Below are 17,169 nucleotides of genomic sequence, written 5' to 3'. Positions count from 1 at the left end.
TATTAATGCATCACTCGCCGTACGGAATAAATATCGGGCAACCGCTTGATCTTTTCCACGACTTTTCGCAAGTGGTCGAGATTACTGATAGCGATCGTAATATCAATGACGGCCATGCTTTTATCCGAGCGCCCGTTCACGGCGTTAATATTCGTTTTTGATTCCGCAATCGCATTCAGCACTTCATTTAAAAGACCGCGGCGGTCATAGCCGGTAACTTCAATATCGACGTTGAAGCTTTTTACCTTTTCCAGAGACGGTTCCCATTCTACCTCGATCAAGCGGGTTTGATTTTCCTCTGTGTCGGCAACATTCGGGCAATCAGCGCGATGAACGGACACCCCGCGGCCTTTCGTGATAAAACCGCGAATATCGTCTCCGGGTACCGGGTTGCAGCATTTGGAGAGACGAATTAAGAGGTTATCCGCCCCTTTCACACGTATACCGGTATTAGAACGACGGGTTCTCGCCGGCGCAGGTATATCTTTGATCGCTTCGGTCACCGTCTTTTTCTCTTGTTCTTTCGTTTGGTTGCGTATTTTCTCCGTCAACCGCGTCACGATTTGCTTCGCGGATATACCATTGTAGCCGACGGCCGCGAACATATCTGCTTGCCCTGAAAAACTGAACTTCGCCACGGTTTCCTGAATATTGTTTTCGGTTAAAACCTCTTTCGGAGTGAGACCCTGGGCGCGCAATTCCTTTTCAATCGCCTCGCGGCCTTTTTGTTCATTTTCTTCCCGACGCTCTTTTTTAAAGTATTGCTTAATTTTGTTTTTGGCATGGGAGCTTTGTGTCAGCTTTAACCAATCTTGAGACGGACCATATGAATGTTTGGAAGTCATAACATCAACGATGTCGCCGGTTTTCAGTTGATAATCAAGGGGGACCATCTTTCCGTTCACTTTGGCGCCAATCGTTTTGTTCCCAATCTCCGTATGAATGCGGTAGGAAAAATCAATCGGCACCGATCCTCTCGGCAATTCAATGACATCCCCTTTTGGGGTAAAAACGAAAACCATATCGGAAAATAAATCAATTTTCAGGGATTCCATAAATTCTTGCGCGTTGGACGTATCTTTTTGCCACTCCAAAATTTCCCGGAACCACCCGAGTTTATCGAGCGATTTTTGGTTAATGGATTCTTCTTCCTTGTATGCCCAATGGGCCGCCACCCCATATTCCGCTATGCGATGCATTTCTTCGGAGCGGATCTGCACTTCCAACGGCTCCCCTTTGGGCCCGATTACCGTCGTGTGCAACGATTGATACATGTTGGCTTTCGGCATGGCGATATAGTCTTTAAACCTGCCCGGCATTGGTTTCCAACGCGTATGAATAATGCCGAGCACCCCATAGCAATCTTTGATGTTCCGGACGATAATACGCACCGCGAGCAAATCATAGATTTCATTGAATTGTTTTTTCTGGATCGTCATTTTGCGATAAATGCTGTAAATATGCTTCGGACGTCCGGATATGTCCGCTTCCACATTTAATTCTTTGACACTTTCCCGAATATCATCCATCACTTTTTCGATGTATTGCTCTCGCTCCGCGCGTTTTTGTTTCATTAGATTGACGATCCGATAGTATTGTTGCGGATCCAAATAACGGAGGGCGATGTCTTCCATTTCCCATTTTATGGTGGAAATTCCGAGCCTGTGGGCAAGAGGGGCAAAGATTTCAAGGGTTTCTTTCGCGATACGCCGCTGCTTTTCAGGGGGCAAATATTTGAGTGTTCGTAGATTGTGAAGGCGATCAGCCAGTTTTATCATAATCACGCGAATGTCACGGGCCATGGCAACGACCATTTTGCGGTGATTTTCCGCTTGCTGTTCCGCTTTCGATTTATATTTGATCTTTTTTAATTTCGTCACGCCATCCACGAGCATGGCAACTTCTTCCCCGAACAATTCGGTGAGATCTTCAACGGTCACTTCCGTATCCTCGACCACATCATGCAAAAAAGCACCGGCAATGGTTGCAGGCTCTAATTGAAGATCAACCAATATTCCCGCGACCTGAACAGGATGCCGGATATACGGCTCCCCTGACTTGCGGTATTGGCCGTCGTGATATTTTTCAGCATAAAGATAGGCCCGTTCAATAAAATCCACTTGTTCTTCGGATAGATATTCGCCCATCTTCTCCATTACTTGTTCTTTCGTCATAAAATCACCTTCAACCTGCACGCAATCTCTCTTTCATCTATTATCTAGAAAAAATCACGACCTGTAAAGTCGCAAATAAAGAGCACCATGAAAGGTCCTCCGAAAAAGCTTTCTCTACTCATACGTCATGAGCGAATAAACATCATAGTTTTTCAACTTCTCTCCGTGCTCCAAATAAGCAAGCTCAATAAGAAACGCACAGCCGACGACTTCTCCGCCGAGCTCTTCCACGAGCTGAATCGTAGCGTCGATCGTACCGCCGGTCGCGAGAAGGTCGTCGGTAATCAGCACCCGATCCCCCGGGTTAATGGCATCTTTATGAATGGCAAGGCTTGCTTTCCCGTATTCAAGGCCGTAATTCGTCTCGACGACCATTCGCGGCAGTTTCCCCGATTTCCGTACAGGCACAAAACTTTTGTTCAATGTATACGCGATCGGACAACCAACAACAAACCCTCGTGCTTCCGGCGCTGCAATGACGTCGACATCTTTTGATTTTACATATTCCGCCATTTCATCGATGGCTTTTTGATAAACCTCCCCATTTTGCATGAGGGGCGTGATATCTTTAAATTGAACGCCTTTTACCGGATAATCATTGATGATTTCAATATGTTTTTTATAATCCATCGGTCAGCACCTCTGTTTGTTTCTTTTCATCTGGCATGCAGGCAAATAAAAAAGCTTTTAACGCTTGATAGGTGGAATACTTCAGCGTTTCTTCAATTTCCCGTTTTTCTTCATAGGACCGATACGTCGACGATGCTTGTAAATCTTGTTTTAACGGATGTTCGTTTACAACCAGTTTTCCTCCGCTCAGTGTCACGAATTCAAGTTCCGTAAACACTTGCAGCATAAAGTGAATCGTATCTGTTGACCAGCCTTGGTACTTTGCAATGACCGGCTCGTGTTCCCGGAGATGAAGAGGGGCGTATTTTTTCACATAAACATACAACCATTTAAAAGCCTCGCGTGTTGGTTTTGCTGTAAAAAAAGCCTGACCCTTTTCCATAAATCCTGTGTAGATCGAACGAATGAACGATTCGTTTTCATTTAGAAATCGCGTTAAGTCGGATAAGTGTTCCGGTAGATCCAGAAATAAGATATCCGTTGGCACTGTTAAGCTTTCTTCATCGGGAAATAAAAAGTTGGTCGATGAAAAGCCTTGCTCACGCGCGTCTTTTGCATGGTCTTTCTGAAAAATAATAATAGTAAGCCCGTCAGATATGCTAGTAAGCGATTGTAAATCTTTCCCTCCGCGAACATCGAAAACTTGTCGCTCTTTGACAGCGACGTCTCGAAGAATGATTTGTGGCTTTTCATTCCCTTTCCATTCATTCACGGACAATTCACCGGCCAAATGGATATTTGCGTCGTTCTGAATCCGATCATGAAGGTGGCCTAAGCGGAAGCCGACACAATCGAGGGGGCCCGCATCCCCTACCGACATCTTTAAGTGATTTTGCATGCTTCCGATTTTTCGTTTTTGTTGAATCGGAATATTCTCGATCTGCACCAACGGTTTGGGGTTTCCAACGCCAAATGGCGCCAGTTCTTCGATTTCCCGAATCAGCTCTGTCGTGACTTCCTCGACGGAAAGCGTTAATTCAATATCGGTCGTTGGCACGAAGCTTTCCGGAGGCAATGTACCATTCACTTCTTTTTCAAGGGTCGCCCGAAGGTCGGGAATCTTATCTTCATCGATGGATAATCCCGCCGCCATCCGGTGTCCGCCAAAACGGCTGAAAAGATGGACATGTTTGGAAAGTGACTGATAGAGATCAAACCCTTCAATGCTGCGGGCGGATCCTTTGCCGCTTCCTTCATCGTCAAGGGCGATCACAATCGTCGGCCGATAATACTTTTCAACAAGTCTCGAGGCAACGATCCCGGTCACCCCGGAGTTCCAGCCTTTCCCGGCCACAACGATTGCAGGGAGATCTTCTCCCTTTGCCTGCAATTGGGCGAGTGCTTCCTCCGTGATTTTTTCCACCGTTTGTTGCCGTTCACGGTTGTATCCGTCAATCACTTCTGCCAAGGACTGTGCCTCGCCAGGATCGGAAGTTAACAGCAATTGTACCGCCGGGGCCGCCGAATCCATTCGTCCGGCGGCATTGAGTCGCGGCCCAAACCCAAAACCTACCGTTTCTTCCGAAAAAGGAGGGCCTTTGATCCCGGATATTTCTTTTAATGCTTGTAAACCCGAACGGTTGAGCTTATCTAATTTCGGTAATCCGGCTTTGGCGAAGAAACGGTTTTCATCCACGAGTTCAACGAGATCGCTAATCGTCCCTAGCGCGATAAGATCAAGTCCATCCTCGGGAAAAACATCGAGCAAAGCATGGGCAAGTTTGCTCACGACGCCGACGCCTGCCAGTTCCTTGAAAGGATACGGACAATCCATTTGTTTCGGATTAATAATCGCTAATGCGTCGGGGAGTTCCGGAGGCGCCTCGTGATGGTCCGTAACAATGACATCCAGACCGTTTTTCTGGGCGGCGTTGATCGTTTCCGCAGCCGCAATTCCCGTATCGACCGTGATCACGAGCGTACAGCCCTCATCCTGTAATTTTTGAAATGCTGCGCTATTGGGACCATACCCTTCGGTAAAGCGATTGGGCACGTACCAATCATAGCTTGCGCCCATTTTTTCAAGTGTTTCACACATAAGCGCCGTGCTGGATACCCCGTCCACATCATAGTCCCCGAAAACGACGATTTTTTCGTCATCATTCACCGCGCGTTTGATACGGCTGACAGCATCCTCCATGCCCGCCAATGCAAAAGGATCATGAAGAATCGATTCATCTGTATGTAAAAAAACATGCGCATCCTCTACGTGCTCCATCCCCCGACGGCACAGAAGATGAGCGGTACGTTCAGAGACGCGAAGTGCACCTGCCAGTGCCTTGGCCCGTGTGTCCAATGGCCGAACCTTCCACCTCGTTTTTGCGTCTAACATTTCTATCCAGTACTCCTCCCCTTACCGTTCTCTATTATACAGAACCGGCGGTAGAACACAATCACTCTTTGGGACTACGCTTATCCCTATTCTTGCTATCTTGTTCCGGTTCCGGATGTTCGTTTGCCTGACGGCCTTCCGCGTTGTCCCTTTTTAAACGCCGTACTTCTTGTTGCAGGCGATACACTTTCAGCATCCCTACGCCGCCAACGGCTAGCCCTCCCATGAGTACAGAACCGAGGATGATAAGAATTAAAGGAATTTGCGTTGTTCCGAAAAGAAAGTTGACCGTTACACTTTCTACATTGATCACTGCAAAGATCGAAATCAACAATGCGGCAATCAGCCCCATGATGAGTGTCCACTGCCCTCTCATTTCTTTTTCCCTCCCCATTATTAGTCCTCGTAAGGGTTCACATGAACAAGTACATTTCGTACATTCTCTTCTTCCATTAATAAACCCTTTACATCCGTAGCGATGTCATGACCGGCACGGACGCTAATTTCCGGATCTACGGCTATTTTAATATCAATGATCACATAATGTCCATGCTGACGAGCGTGAAACTCATCAATTCCGAGTACCCCGTCAATCCCGAGCACCTTGTGTTTCAAATCTGCCGTATCTTCATCATGCCAAACATGATCGAGAGCGTTATGAATGGCTTCTCTGCCCAATTTCCAAGCCATGATCATGACAAGGCCGGCAACGAACACTCCCGCGACCAAATCCCCGTATAGAAGCCAGTAAATATCTAAATTTGAACCGAGAATGGAAGCGCCTACCCCGGCAAGGGCAGCGATCGATGAAATGGCGTCCGAACGGTGATGCCAGGCATCGGTAATAATCGCTTCACTGTTATACTTTTTGCCAATGCGCACTTTGACACGAAACAACGCTTCTTTGATGATGATAGAGACAATGATGACATATAGGGCGATGGTCCCCGGAGCCTCGCTCCCCCCTCTCATTTCCCCAAGCGTGCTCAGGGCAATTTCCAAACCGACGAGGAACAATAGCACACTCACAATGATGGCGGTAATGGACTCCGCTTTCCCGTGCCCATAAGGATGATCTTCGTCAGGCGGGAGTTCCGCAGCCCGAATGCCGATCAAAACGGCAAAAGATGTGACGACATCAGCGGCCGAGTGGGCAGCATCGGCGATCAATGCCCGACTGTTAGCCAACACACCGAAGATGCCCTTGACGATGGCAAGGCCAATATTAATAATGATGCCTATCCAAGCGGCATGTTTTACTCGTCTATATCGTATCTCATCAAAGTCTGCCATCATAATCACGACCTGTCTGGATCCATGCTCTTTTAAGACTCGCTTCCTTCCATTTCCTTTGCCGGTTTCTCCCTTTGTTTTTGCATATGTTTATTTTTCCATACGAGCCACAGTTGTGCGGCCAGAAAAAGAGAGGAGTACGTACCGGCAACGAGTCCGATCACAATTGCGAAGGCAAATGAAGTGATCGCCTCACTCCCCAAGAGCCAGATGGCCACCGCGGCAAACAACACCGTTAAAACTGTGTTAATCGAACGGGTGAGCGTTTGCAATAAACTTTTGTTTACAATTCCGGCCAAGTGGTCAAAATCCTCGATATCCTTTTCCTGCTCTTCCTTCCGAACGTTTTCCCTTATACGGTCGAAGGTTACAATCGTATCATTAATCGAGTAACCGATCACGGTGAGCACCGCTGCAATAAAAGGGATATTAATTTCCAACTGCAACAAACTGAAAGCGGAAACGACGAAAAATGCATCATAAAGGAGCGCGGTGATCGCCGCAAGTCCATATAAAAATTCAAAACGGATCGCGACGTAAATAACGATTCCGAGCGAAGCCAATCCAGTAGCAATCAGCGCATTAATGGCGAGTTCTCGTCCAATTTGGGGGGAAACGGTGCTCATATTCGGTTCATGTCCGAATGCTTCTTCAAAGTGTCCTTGTAATTCGAGTGCTTCCTCTTGATCAAGGTCGCCGATAAATTGGACGGAAGCTTGTTCATTGTTTTCTCCGGCAAGCGTAATATCGTCCGCTGTCAATCCGACAGCGGCGATCTCATTTTCGATTTCCTCTTCCGTTAACGGCTCTTCTGATACGAGATCGACGCGCGTGCCGCTTTCAAAATCGATGCCTAAATTAAGGCCGAGTGTTGACAGCAAAATAGCCCCGGCAAGCACGATCGCAATCGTAAAAAGAAAATACGTTTTTCGGTGTTTAATCAAATCGACATTTTTATCGGCCAAATTAAAGTCCACGGCGAACATCACGCTCCTTTACGCCAAACAGCCAATATTTTCGATTTAACGTTCGACTGTTAATCCATAGCCCCAGCAAGAGCCGTGTGCCATATACCGCGGTAATAAAACTTGTCAAAATGCTGACGATGAGCATGACGGCAAATCCTTGTACCGCGCTCGTGCCGAAATAAAACAAAACGGCAGCAGCGATGATCGTTGTTATATTGGCATCGATGATGGTTCCGAGGGCACGCCTGCTTCCCAATTTAAACGCGGATCTCATGGACCTTCCATCTTTTAACTCTTCTTTAATGCGCTCATATGTTAAAATATTGGCATCCACCGCCATTCCGACCCCGAGAATTAAAGCGGCAATACCCGGTAATGTCAGTACGCCTTGAATAGAGTTAAAGAGAATCATCACCAGATAAATATAGACCATCAGTGTGAGCGACGCGATCACGCCCATAAAACGGTAATAAGCCATCATGTACAAAAGAATGAGGGCCACACCGACCATTCCTGCAAACAATGTTTGCTCCAATGCTTGTTCCCCTAGGGATGCCCCGACCGTGTTGGAGTATATTTCCTCGATTTGAACAGGCAGCGAACCGGCATTAAGCATCTCCGCCAAAAATTCAGCTTCCTCAAGGGACTCCATGCCTTCAATGGAAACCGTGTCCGTAGGAAGCGGTTCGCTTACCCTAGGCGCCGAAATGAAGGCCGGATCCGGCTCATTAGCTTCTTCATAGAAAGAGTGTTCATCTTCGTCATAGTCGAGCCAAATAACGAGTAAATTTTCCGGTTCCGGCCGTTGGCTTAATTCAGTGGTAATTTCTCCAAACAATTCACCGTCTTCCAACGTCACTTGCACAATCGGTTGATTTGCTTCATCAAACCCGGTGCTCGCCCCACCCTGCTGTAGATCTTCCCCGGTTAGCATTAACTCATCATCGACATCGCGAAAGGATAGTTCCGCTCCTGTGGACAAAAGCTCACGGGCCTCTTCCTGGTCTTCGATCCCCGGAAGCTGCACACGTATGCGATCGTCTCCTTCAACGGTAATGGAAGGTTCCGAAACGCCCAGCACGTCCACCCGTTCGTTCAATGCCGAAGCGGTTGCCTGGATGTCTTCCTCGGTTAATTCTCGTTCCCCATCCGGTTGGAGTTCGTACAAAACTTCAAATCCCCCTTGCAAATCAAGGCCGAGATTTGTATTGCGGGCGACATCAAATGCCGTCTGCGAGATTAATATGCCGATCGCGATGACAATGGCGAAAAATGCCCCGATTCTTCCCCATTTTTTTCCCATACATTGTCCCTCCTCAATCGCCGCGCCAGTCGCAACGATGGAAAGCTCCCTAACGGGAGCGGGTAGTTATTCGTTGCCGAGAACCTCGTCGAGGACCCCTTCCAGCTCGTCATCAGTATCTTTCGTCCAACCTTCCGTCCCTTTATAGGCATTGATCGTCTTCTCATTCATGTAATCCGTGACGGTCAAACGCATCAAGACGTTTACAAATCGATAAAAAGGCGTATATTCCGATTCTTTACGTAGTTTCTCAATCCCCAACCTCCAGACATCTTCTTCTGAAGCTTTGTCATGGCCGAGAAGGTGAAATTCATCCTTTTTTAATTCAAGTATTGGCCTTACATCCGTTTTCCATACTTCAAACTGTTGGACATTTGCCATGGTTTCCCCTCGCTTTTCCCGGTGGTAAGCGCCCGTAAAACTCCCGTTTCAACCCCGTAAGCGGCAGTTAACGGGCGACTAACACCCCGATTCGTTCAACTAACCATCAGAGGGAAACCCACCCTCTGATGGAAGTTTCACTTTATCCCATTGCTTGTCATGCTTGGCCCTTCTCTTTGCATAGATATGTAGTGGCGGACAATCCCCGGGATTTCGCCAGCCATGAGGAAGGGGCACGAATATGACAAGGCAAACGTTTTTCGCAGGTGCTTTCATTCTTATTATCGCAGGTTTAATCACCCGTATCCTCGGGTTTATCAATAAAATTGTCATGGCCCGGGTGATGGGCTCAGAGGGCATGGGGCTCTATATGATGGCCGTCCCCAGTCTTTTGCTTATTATTACGCTCACCCAGCTCGGCCTCCCGGTTGCCATTTCCAAATTAATTGCGGAAGCCGAAGCGCACGGCGAACACGAACGGAAAAAAAGAATACTCGTTATTTCCCTTATTGTTACCGGCACATTAAGTGCTGTTTTAACGACCGCCATGCTCGCGCTCGCGCCATTACTGGCGAGTATTCTGTTAACGGATACCCGCGCGCTTTATCCGCTGCTTGCCATTATCCCGATCGTCCCGATTGTTGCCCTCTCCGCTGTATTAAGGGGCTACTTTCAAGGAATGCAAAACATGCGCCCGATCGCTTTTTCCCAAGTGATCGAGCAAGTCATCCGCATCGCCCTCGTCGCCTTTTGTACGAGCATCTTTTTGCCATTGGGGGTAGAGTACGCCGCCGCAGGCGCGATGATATCGGTTGTTGCCGGTGAGCTGGCCTCTTTGCTCTACGTGATATATGTGTTTAAGAATAAAAAAACGATGCAAATCCGCAGAAACTTCCTTTCCGCTTTGGAAGGGGGAAAGAACACATTAAAAGACTTAATGACGATCGCCCTTCCCACAACCGGAAGCAGGCTCGTCGGATCAATTTCCCAATTTTTGGAACCGATCCTCGTTGCCCAAAGTTTGGCGATTGCCGGAGTGGCAACCGTTACAGCTACGAGCCAATACGGGGAATTGGTCGGATTTGTCGTCCCTCTGCTTTTTCTGCCTTCTTTTATTACGCAAAGTTTATCGGTCTCGCTCGTGCCGGCAATCAGCGAGGCTCATAGCAAAGGCGATCATGCCACCATTCAAAAGCGCTTGCAACAAACGACGAAAATTGCCCTGCTGTCCGGCGGCATTTCCATTGTTATTTTGTACGTATTCGCCGTCCCGATCTTATCACTTATGTATGAGGCGCCACAAGCGGCTGTATACTTAAAAATGATCGCGCCCTTTTGTATCTTTCTCTATTTTCAAATGCCCTTGCAATCCGTGTTGCAAGCGTTAAATTTGGCAAAAGCGGCTATGTATAACAGCCTCATCGGCGCAGGTGTTAAAATGACTGCCATTGCCTTTTTGGCCTCTCGTCCGGAACTCGGCATCATGGGGGCGGCGCTCGCGATCTGCGCGAGCCTGATGGTTGTTACGCTTCTCCATTTTATCAGTGTATCAAGAGCGATAGGGTTCACATTAAAAATTAAAGATTGGACCGGCACGCTACTTGTCACCATATTGACCGCGGGGGTGGCCGTCCACTCATTCCGCACGTTTATTTCATCCGATGACATGCTCATCGGAACCGTTATCAGCCTAACGATTACGGTCGTCTTTTACATGATTGGGTTAATATTGTTCCGACTCCTCCCTATTAAGAATATCAGCCGAATCCCAATCGTTCAATCTTTCTTTCGTTAGTTTTTTTACAAAGGTTACCGTTCGTCTTTTTCATCAACAATGAGGACACCGTTTTTCTTTGACACACACAAGGCAATTTTTTTCACATCGATATACCCGCGCACCTGCAATTTTTCCATTAGCCCTCCGGCGTCCAAGCCGATTTGTCGCAGGTGATCATGTTGTATATCGCCATCAATGATCATTGGCAAAGGATAAACAATGTCGTTGGGGTCGTGCCCGTGCTCTTTTTTTATCACCGATAAATCCCCGGACGGCTCCAAGACAGCGTATTCAACGTCGGTAAAATTACTGATGCCTTGCGTGCGCAAATGCTGTAATAAATCGTCAAAGTTATACCGCTGGGTGCGCATCGCTTCTTCATCGATTTTTCCATTTTGAATGATTATTGTCGGTTCACCGTCTAACAAATCGCGAAGGCGATTGCTTTTCAGCGACACGTACGCGAGGCCAATCTGGATACATGCCAAAATGAGAATCGGCACCATGCCTTGGATAAGTGATTGCTCCTGGACGGCCATCGCCGCAAATTCAGCGATCATAATCGAAACAATAAAATCAAGGATCGTGAGTTCTCCAACTTCACGTTTTCCCATCACACGAAGCGCAGCTAAAAGAAAAAAATAGAAAAAAAGCGTCCGCCAGGCAAGCGCAAATAACTCTTCCACAGCTCACTTCACCTCAATTATTCTTCTTAGGATGCCCAGCGAGGGAAAGTGCATGCTTCATGATTTTTTTCGGTGGCTGACAACACACTCGGCGAGCTGGAACGGTTTATGGGGACTGCAAGCGAAGAAATGACATGCGTTCAGGTGTCATGAATTGCTCATGGCGACCCAAATCGATAAAAACTTTATCGAGGCAGGGCCACTTCGGACAGTTTTGCTAAACCTCAGCGCTTAATTGTCCGAAGCAGATCACGGTTCGGACAATTTTGAATCTCAGCGTAGCAAGAATGTCCGAACTTTGCTCTCATTCGGACATTTTTCACCCAGTCTTTAGCACATTTGTCCGAACTAGTGGTGTGTTTCAGAAGTTCTAAAAACCGTTCACAATAAATCGTGTGACGTTCCCAAACAGTCTGAAACTTGAGCGGCCTTTGAAAATAAACCGAGGGGCGCGTTCTATCGATCTAAAATCTGAACGATCGCCGAAAGCAGATCGAATGCACATATGGCCGATTGGATAAAGGTTCGTTCGACCTTTTTGCACGACTTCTCCCACAATGTGGAGGCCAAACTGCCACGGAGCTCATCCCGTTATTTATTGAAACGATGCACCTGGCTTTACTCAAAACAAATCCAATTCCCTCTTCTAGATGCTTGTTTCAATCATAAGCTATAGCAATACGTGAATAAGGGGGACATCTTATGCAAGCACGGTTTTTGCGGGCGCTTGGTACTTCGGCCATTACCATGCTTTCGCTCGTGCTATTTGCCGGCTTAATTATTGCCACGCTTTTACGCTTCGGTTCAGTGACTGAGCAGTCGATGATGGGCATAACGATCGGAATTACAATTGTCGTCACGTTAATTGGCGGGTTCGCAGCGGGGTTACGGTCTCGATCTAAGGGCTGGTTGGTCGGGCTAAGTGCAGGTTTATTATTTGCATGCGCCGCGGCTTTCATGCAATACCTTGGATACGGCATTCACCTAAGCCTGAACCAGATTATCGTTTTTCTGGCCGCGATTGTTAGCGCTTCATTCGGAGGAATGGTCGCTGTCTCGCTTTTCGGCTCCGTTCGATAAAAAAAGACGCTACCCGCGTCTTTTTTAGAGGTCAGAGGTCGGATTGGCCGAAATCGGTAAAAAGAACCAATTTCTTACCTCCCAAACAAAAAGACCGGAGCACATCCGGTCTTTTCACTTTAATAACCTTTAGTTCTGGTTAACAACTTCCCTTACCGCCGAACGGTCATACGTAAGTTTGCGGTTTTCATCCACAAGCAAAACGAGTTTATCTTCGTCAATCGCGTCAATCTTGCCATGCAACCCACCGATCGTGATCACATCATCGCCTTTTTGCAAGTTCGAATGCATTTCCCGAATCTGCTTTTGCCGCTTTTGCTGTGGGCGAATAAGTAGAAAATAAACAATCGCGAACATCAACACTAACATAATAATCGCTTCCATGTTTGATACACTCCCTTCTCATTTTCTTTCAAGAAGCTTCCGCCTGTACATTTTTTGGCTAAAAATTCTTTGCATCCGGGCGGTTAAATCCATATTGTTCGAAAAAAGAAGCGCGGAAATCAAGAAGACGGTCTTCTTTTATCGCTTGGCGAACCTTCCGCATTAATTCTATCAGGAAATGGAGATTATGATAAGAGGTAAGCCTAAACCCGAATGCTTCTTTGCTTTTGATGAGATGGCGGATGTATGCCCGTGTATAATTTCGGCAGGCATAGCAATTACATGCTTCATCGATGGGGCGGAAGTCACGTGCGAATGCCGCGTTCCGAATGACTTTTCGCCCTTCGGATGTCATGCATGTTCCGTTACGCCCAATTCGGGTCGGCAACACACAATCAAACATGTCAACCCCGCGAATCGCCCCGTCAATCAGTGCATCCGCAGAACCGACCCCCATCAAATACCGTGGTTTACCGGACGGCAAATACCGGGTGGTCTGTTCCAGCACTTCATTCATTACAGATTTGGGTTCTCCGACCGAAAGCCCGCCGATCGCGTAGCCCGGAAAATCCATAGAGACTAAGTCCTCCGCGCTTTCACGGCGCAAATCTTCGTATTCCCCGCCCTGGACAATGCCAAACAACGCTTGACGCCCGTTGTTCCCCTTTTGAGCCTCTAAACACCGTTCCGCCCAGCGGCTCGTCCGCGCGACAGAATCACGCATATAAGCATATGAAGCGGGATAGGGCGGGCATTCATCAAAAGCCATGATAATATCCGCACCGAGGCTTTGCTGAATGTGCACGGCTTTCTCCGGCGTTAAAAAAAGCCGCTCCCCGCTGATGTGATTCCGAAACCGAACCCCTTCCTCGTCAATGTCACGCAAATTACTTAAGCTAAAGACTTGAAAGCCGCCGGAATCCGTGAGCATGGGACGGTCCCAATTCATGAACTTGTGCAGCCCCCCTGCTTCTTTAACCAAGTCTTCTCCGGGACGCAACCATAAATGATACGTGTTAGAGAGAATAATTTGCGCACCCATTTCTTCCAATTCCTCGGGGCTCATCATTTTAACAGTGGCCAGTGTGCCAACAGGCATAAAGACCGGCGTGTCGATCACTCCATGCGGCGTATGAACGCGGCCGAGCCTCGCCCCGGATTGCCGGCATGTTTTTAAATGTTCGTAACGAATGGCTGCTGTCAAACCGAAGTAGCCCCTTTCCTAATGTACATCGCATCGCCAAAACTAAAAAACCGATACTGTTCGTCAACCGCTTCCCGATAGGCGCGCATGATCGCTTCCTTGCCCGCAAACGCGCAAATCAGCATAATGAGCGTCGATTTTGGCAAATGGAAATTTGTAATCAAACCATCCACACCTCGGAAATCAAAACCCGGATAGATAAAAATATCTGTCCAACCTGTTGTTTGTTTAAATTCCCCGTATGTATGCATGATCGTTTCCAACGTGCGGGCAGAAGTCGTTCCGCAAGCGACAATCCCTTTCCCGCTTTTTTTTGCCTCATTTAAGGTCGCTGCCGTCTCTGCACTTACCTCGTAATACTCCGCATGCATCTCATGGTCTTCCACGCGTTCGACGGATACCGGCCGGAATGTGCCTAACCCCACATGTAAAGTAATATAGCAAATTTTCACTCCATATGCACGTAACTCGTCCAAACGCTCTTCCGTAAAATGGAGGCCGGCGGTCGGCGCAGCTGCCGATCCCTGTTTTTTTGCATAGACCGTCTGATAACGTTCCGGTTCATCCAGTTGCTCGGTGATATACGGAGGAAGCGGCATCGTGCCAAGCGCATCGAGAACCTCCATAAAAATTCCGTCATAATGGAACCGAAGCACACGTCCCCCGTGATCGTTGAGGCCGATGCAAATCGCCGTTAACCGGCCATCGCCAAAAACGATTTCCGTGCCCACTTTCACTCGTTTCGCAGGCTTCACGAGTGTTTCCCATTCATCTGCAGATCCTTCGTTCAAAAGCAACACTTCAATATTAGCGCCTGTCTCTTTTTTTTCGCCAAAAAGCCTGGCCGGGAGCACGCGTGTATCATTAAGCACCAAACAATCGCCGGGCTGTAAAAAAGAAGCAATATCCGAAAAATGCCGATGGGCCACGTCTCCGGTCGCCCGGTCCAAGACGAGCATACGGGAAGCATCCCGATCCGGCAACGGCTTTTGCGCAATCAAAGACTCTGGTAACTCAAAATCAAATGCATCGATATCCATCGTTTATCTAAACCTTCCAATGATCAAAAAAATAAGGGAAAGCACAACGCTTATTATAATGCTCGTCATGACCGGAATATACACCGTCGAATTTTCCCCTTTAAACAAAAAATCCCCCGGCAAGCGCCCGATCGGTAAAAAACGACCGCCCACTTGCCATAGCAAACCAACCGCGATCAGCACAATGCCGATAATAATGAGCCATCGTGGTATTTCAGCCATTTGATTTTCCCTTCTCCGACCAGCCGAAATGCTCATACGCCGACGGAGCGACAACCCGCCCTCGCGGTGTCCTTTGCAAAAAACCGATTTGCAAAAGATAAGGCTCATAGACATCTTCAATCGTTTCTGCTTCTTCCCCAACGACTGCCGCCATCGTATCAATGCCGACCGGACCGCCTGCGAATTTATCCACGAGCGTCTTCAAAAGGCGGTGGTCGATTTGGTCAAGCCCGAGGCGATCCACTTCAAGGTGACCCAAAGCCGATTCCGCCTCTTGCACGGTGACTGTTTCTGCTCGATTGACTTGTGCAAAATCCCGTACACGCCTTAAAAGCCGATTGGCGATACGCGGGGTTCCCCGTGCACGCCGCGCGACTTCATAAGCAGCATCTTGTTCCAACCCGACCCCGAGCAGTTCACTCGTGCGCAGGATAATATCCGCCAATTCCTCCAGTTTGTAAAAATCCAAGCGGCTCATGACGCCAAACCGATCCCGTAGCGGCGCGCTCAAAAGTCCCGCACGTGTCGTTGCGCCCACAAGCGTAAATGGCGGCAAGTCCAAACGGACAGATTTTGCCCCGGATCCTTGCCCGATGACAATATCGATGGAAAAGTCCTCCATAGCAGGATACAACACTTCCTCGACCGGCCGTTGCAAGCGGTGAACCTCATCGATGAATAAAACATCTCCCGGCTCCAACGTCGTCAAAATTGTAGCCAAGTCGCCGGGGCGCTCAATCGCCGGACCGGAGGTCGTTCGCAAATGGACATTCATTTCATGGGCGATAATCATCGCGAGTGTCGTCTTCCCAAGGCCGGGGGGACCGTATAATAACACATGGTCAAGGCTTTCTTCCCTCATTTTGGCGGCTTCTATAAACACTTGCAAATTGCGCTTTACCTTTTCCTGGCCAATATAACGGTCCAAAGATAGAGGGCGTATACTTTCTTCCCGTTCTTCTTCCTCATCTCCCAAACGCTCTTGGGATATTAACCGCTCATCCATGTGATCCCTCCTTTAACGCTCAACCATGAGGCGGAGCGAACGTCTGACGTATTCATCCGCTTCAAGTTCTTCATGCTGCAAAGCTTTCTCGCATTTTTTGATTTCTTTTTCCCCGTATCCGAGAGCACGAAGCGCTTCCATCGCTTCCTGCAAAGCGCCGGACTGCATCGGCATCACCGTTTGCACGTGAACAGCTTCCGATTCATTTGACACCGTAACATCAAGGGTCCCTTTAAGGTCCAGTATCATTTGTCTCGCCGTTTTTTTCCCTATGCCGGGAAACTTGACGAGCATCGCTTCATTTTCTTCCTCGATCGCCTGCACGACAAGCGCGGCATTCCCTTCAGCTAATATGGCGAGCCCGCCTTTGGGACCGATGCCCGACACTTGCAAAAGCCGGCTGAAAAGCACCCGTTCTTCCCGAGTGGAAAAACCGTATAAACGAATGGCATCCTCGCGTACGTGCTGATACGTATAAATGCGCCTTTCTTTTTCATCGTTTATGTCATATGCAAATGGATTGGCACAATAAATTAAATAGCCAACCCCGTTAACATCAAGCGTGATGGATTCATGATCGCGAAAGACAACTTGTCCCCTTAACCGTTCAATCAAAAATGTCCCCTCATTTCCAATGAAAAACTTATGCCCATTTTAACATATGCGGTACAAACGGCGGGACCGGTTCG

17 protein-coding genes are annotated in these 17,169 nt (G+C 48.0%); 2 read left to right on the top strand and 15 right to left on the bottom strand.

Annotated elements, in window-relative coordinates:
* Positions 1 to 2 precede the first annotated feature (2 nt).
* The 8 genes from HUG15_RS08880 to HUG15_RS08845 form a co-directional block, all read right to left on the bottom strand.
* Positions 3 to 2,174: a RelA/SpoT family protein gene (locus tag HUG15_RS08880; RefSeq protein WP_200128298.1), complete on the bottom strand. Its 2,172-nt coding sequence runs from the start codon at positions 2,172 to 2,174 to the stop codon at positions 3 to 5.
* 114 nt (positions 2,175 to 2,288) lie between these two features.
* Positions 2,289 to 2,804 carry an adenine phosphoribosyltransferase gene (locus HUG15_RS08875; protein ID WP_200128297.1) on the bottom strand — a complete coding sequence of 172 codons (516 nt, stop codon included), beginning with the start codon at positions 2,802 to 2,804 and terminating at the stop codon, positions 2,289 to 2,291.
* A complete protein-coding gene (gene recJ, locus HUG15_RS08870) occupies positions 2,794 to 5,136 on the bottom strand; it encodes a single-stranded-DNA-specific exonuclease RecJ (protein WP_200128296.1) in 2,343 nt (780 codons plus the stop codon). The genes HUG15_RS08875 and recJ overlap by 11 nt, the downstream gene beginning before the upstream one ends.
* Before the next feature lie 61 nt (positions 5,137 to 5,197).
* The gene (locus tag HUG15_RS08865) at positions 5,198 to 5,512 is read right to left on the bottom strand and encodes a LapA family protein (RefSeq protein ID WP_200128295.1); all 315 of its coding nucleotides are present in this window, start codon (positions 5,510 to 5,512) and stop codon (positions 5,198 to 5,200) included.
* Positions 5,513 to 5,532: 20 nt separating this feature from the next.
* Complete coding sequence (locus tag HUG15_RS08860) at positions 5,533 to 6,429, bottom strand: cation diffusion facilitator family transporter (protein ID WP_200128294.1); 897 nt, start codon at positions 6,427 to 6,429, stop codon at positions 5,533 to 5,535.
* 32 nt (positions 6,430 to 6,461) lie between these two features.
* Positions 6,462 to 7,406, bottom strand: a complete 945-nt coding sequence (gene secF / locus HUG15_RS08855; RefSeq protein ID WP_200128905.1) for a protein translocase subunit SecF — start codon at positions 7,404 to 7,406, stop codon at positions 6,462 to 6,464.
* The gene (gene secD, locus HUG15_RS08850; protein WP_200128293.1) at positions 7,396 to 8,700 is read right to left on the bottom strand and encodes a protein translocase subunit SecD; all 1,305 of its coding nucleotides are present in this window, start codon (positions 8,698 to 8,700) and stop codon (positions 7,396 to 7,398) included. Before secD ends, secF begins: the two co-directional genes overlap by 11 nt.
* Positions 8,701 to 8,766: 66 nt before the next feature.
* Complete coding sequence (locus tag HUG15_RS08845) at positions 8,767 to 9,081, bottom strand: post-transcriptional regulator (RefSeq protein WP_200128292.1); 315 nt, start codon at positions 9,079 to 9,081, stop codon at positions 8,767 to 8,769.
* 241 nt (positions 9,082 to 9,322) lie between these two features.
* Between HUG15_RS08845 and spoVB the strand changes: the two genes are divergently transcribed.
* Positions 9,323 to 10,876, top strand: coding sequence for a stage V sporulation protein B (gene spoVB / locus HUG15_RS08840; protein ID WP_200128291.1), 1,554 nt, complete (start codon positions 9,323 to 9,325; stop codon positions 10,874 to 10,876).
* A 14-nt stretch (positions 10,877 to 10,890) separates the two neighbouring features.
* Here spoVB and HUG15_RS08835 read toward each other — a convergent pair whose 3' ends face one another.
* Positions 10,891 to 11,544 (bottom strand): DUF421 domain-containing protein, encoded by a 654-nt coding sequence (locus tag HUG15_RS08835; RefSeq protein ID WP_200128290.1) that lies wholly within the window; start codon positions 11,542 to 11,544, stop codon positions 10,891 to 10,893.
* Between the two features lie 702 nt (positions 11,545 to 12,246).
* On the opposite strand from HUG15_RS08835, the gene HUG15_RS08830 reads away from it, so the two are divergent.
* Entirely contained in the window at positions 12,247 to 12,624 is a 378-nt protein-coding gene (locus tag HUG15_RS08830; RefSeq protein ID WP_200128289.1) for a TIGR04086 family membrane protein, read from the top strand.
* Between the two features lie 129 nt (positions 12,625 to 12,753).
* Here the strand turns inward: HUG15_RS08830 and yajC are convergent, their stop codons facing one another.
* The 6 genes from yajC to ruvA are packed head-to-tail and all read right to left on the bottom strand — an operon-like array spanning position 12,754 to position 17,095.
* Positions 12,754 to 13,008 carry a preprotein translocase subunit YajC gene (gene yajC, locus HUG15_RS08825; RefSeq protein WP_142091317.1) on the bottom strand — a complete coding sequence of 85 codons (255 nt, stop codon included), beginning with the start codon at positions 13,006 to 13,008 and terminating at the stop codon, positions 12,754 to 12,756.
* Between the two features lie 58 nt (positions 13,009 to 13,066).
* The gene (gene tgt, locus HUG15_RS08820; protein WP_200128288.1) at positions 13,067 to 14,212 is read right to left on the bottom strand and encodes a tRNA guanosine(34) transglycosylase Tgt; all 1,146 of its coding nucleotides are present in this window, start codon (positions 14,210 to 14,212) and stop codon (positions 13,067 to 13,069) included.
* On the bottom strand, positions 14,209 to 15,252 hold the full coding sequence (gene queA / locus HUG15_RS08815; protein WP_200128287.1) for a tRNA preQ1(34) S-adenosylmethionine ribosyltransferase-isomerase QueA: 1,044 nt from the start codon (positions 15,250 to 15,252) through the stop codon (positions 14,209 to 14,211). Before queA ends, tgt begins: the two co-directional genes overlap by 4 nt.
* A 3-nt stretch (positions 15,253 to 15,255) precedes the next feature.
* The gene (locus HUG15_RS08810) at positions 15,256 to 15,474 is read right to left on the bottom strand and encodes a DUF2905 domain-containing protein (protein WP_200128286.1); all 219 of its coding nucleotides are present in this window, start codon (positions 15,472 to 15,474) and stop codon (positions 15,256 to 15,258) included.
* Complete coding sequence (gene ruvB, locus HUG15_RS08805; RefSeq protein ID WP_200128285.1) at positions 15,467 to 16,480, bottom strand: Holliday junction branch migration DNA helicase RuvB; 1,014 nt, start codon at positions 16,478 to 16,480, stop codon at positions 15,467 to 15,469. Before ruvB ends, HUG15_RS08810 begins: the two co-directional genes overlap by 8 nt.
* A gap of 12 nt (positions 16,481 to 16,492) precedes the next feature.
* On the bottom strand, positions 16,493 to 17,095 hold the full coding sequence (gene ruvA / locus HUG15_RS08800) for a Holliday junction branch migration protein RuvA (RefSeq protein WP_200128284.1): 603 nt from the start codon (positions 17,093 to 17,095) through the stop codon (positions 16,493 to 16,495).
* Between the last annotated feature and the right edge of the window lie 74 nt (positions 17,096 to 17,169).

Origin of the sequence: Salicibibacter cibarius (assembly GCF_016495725.1) — a bacterium.
GTDB classification, from domain to species: domain Bacteria; phylum Bacillota; class Bacilli; order Bacillales; family Marinococcaceae; genus Salicibibacter; species Salicibibacter cibarius.
Note: the sequence above shows the minus strand (reverse complement) of the source record. Positions and strands in the feature narration are given on the sequence as shown.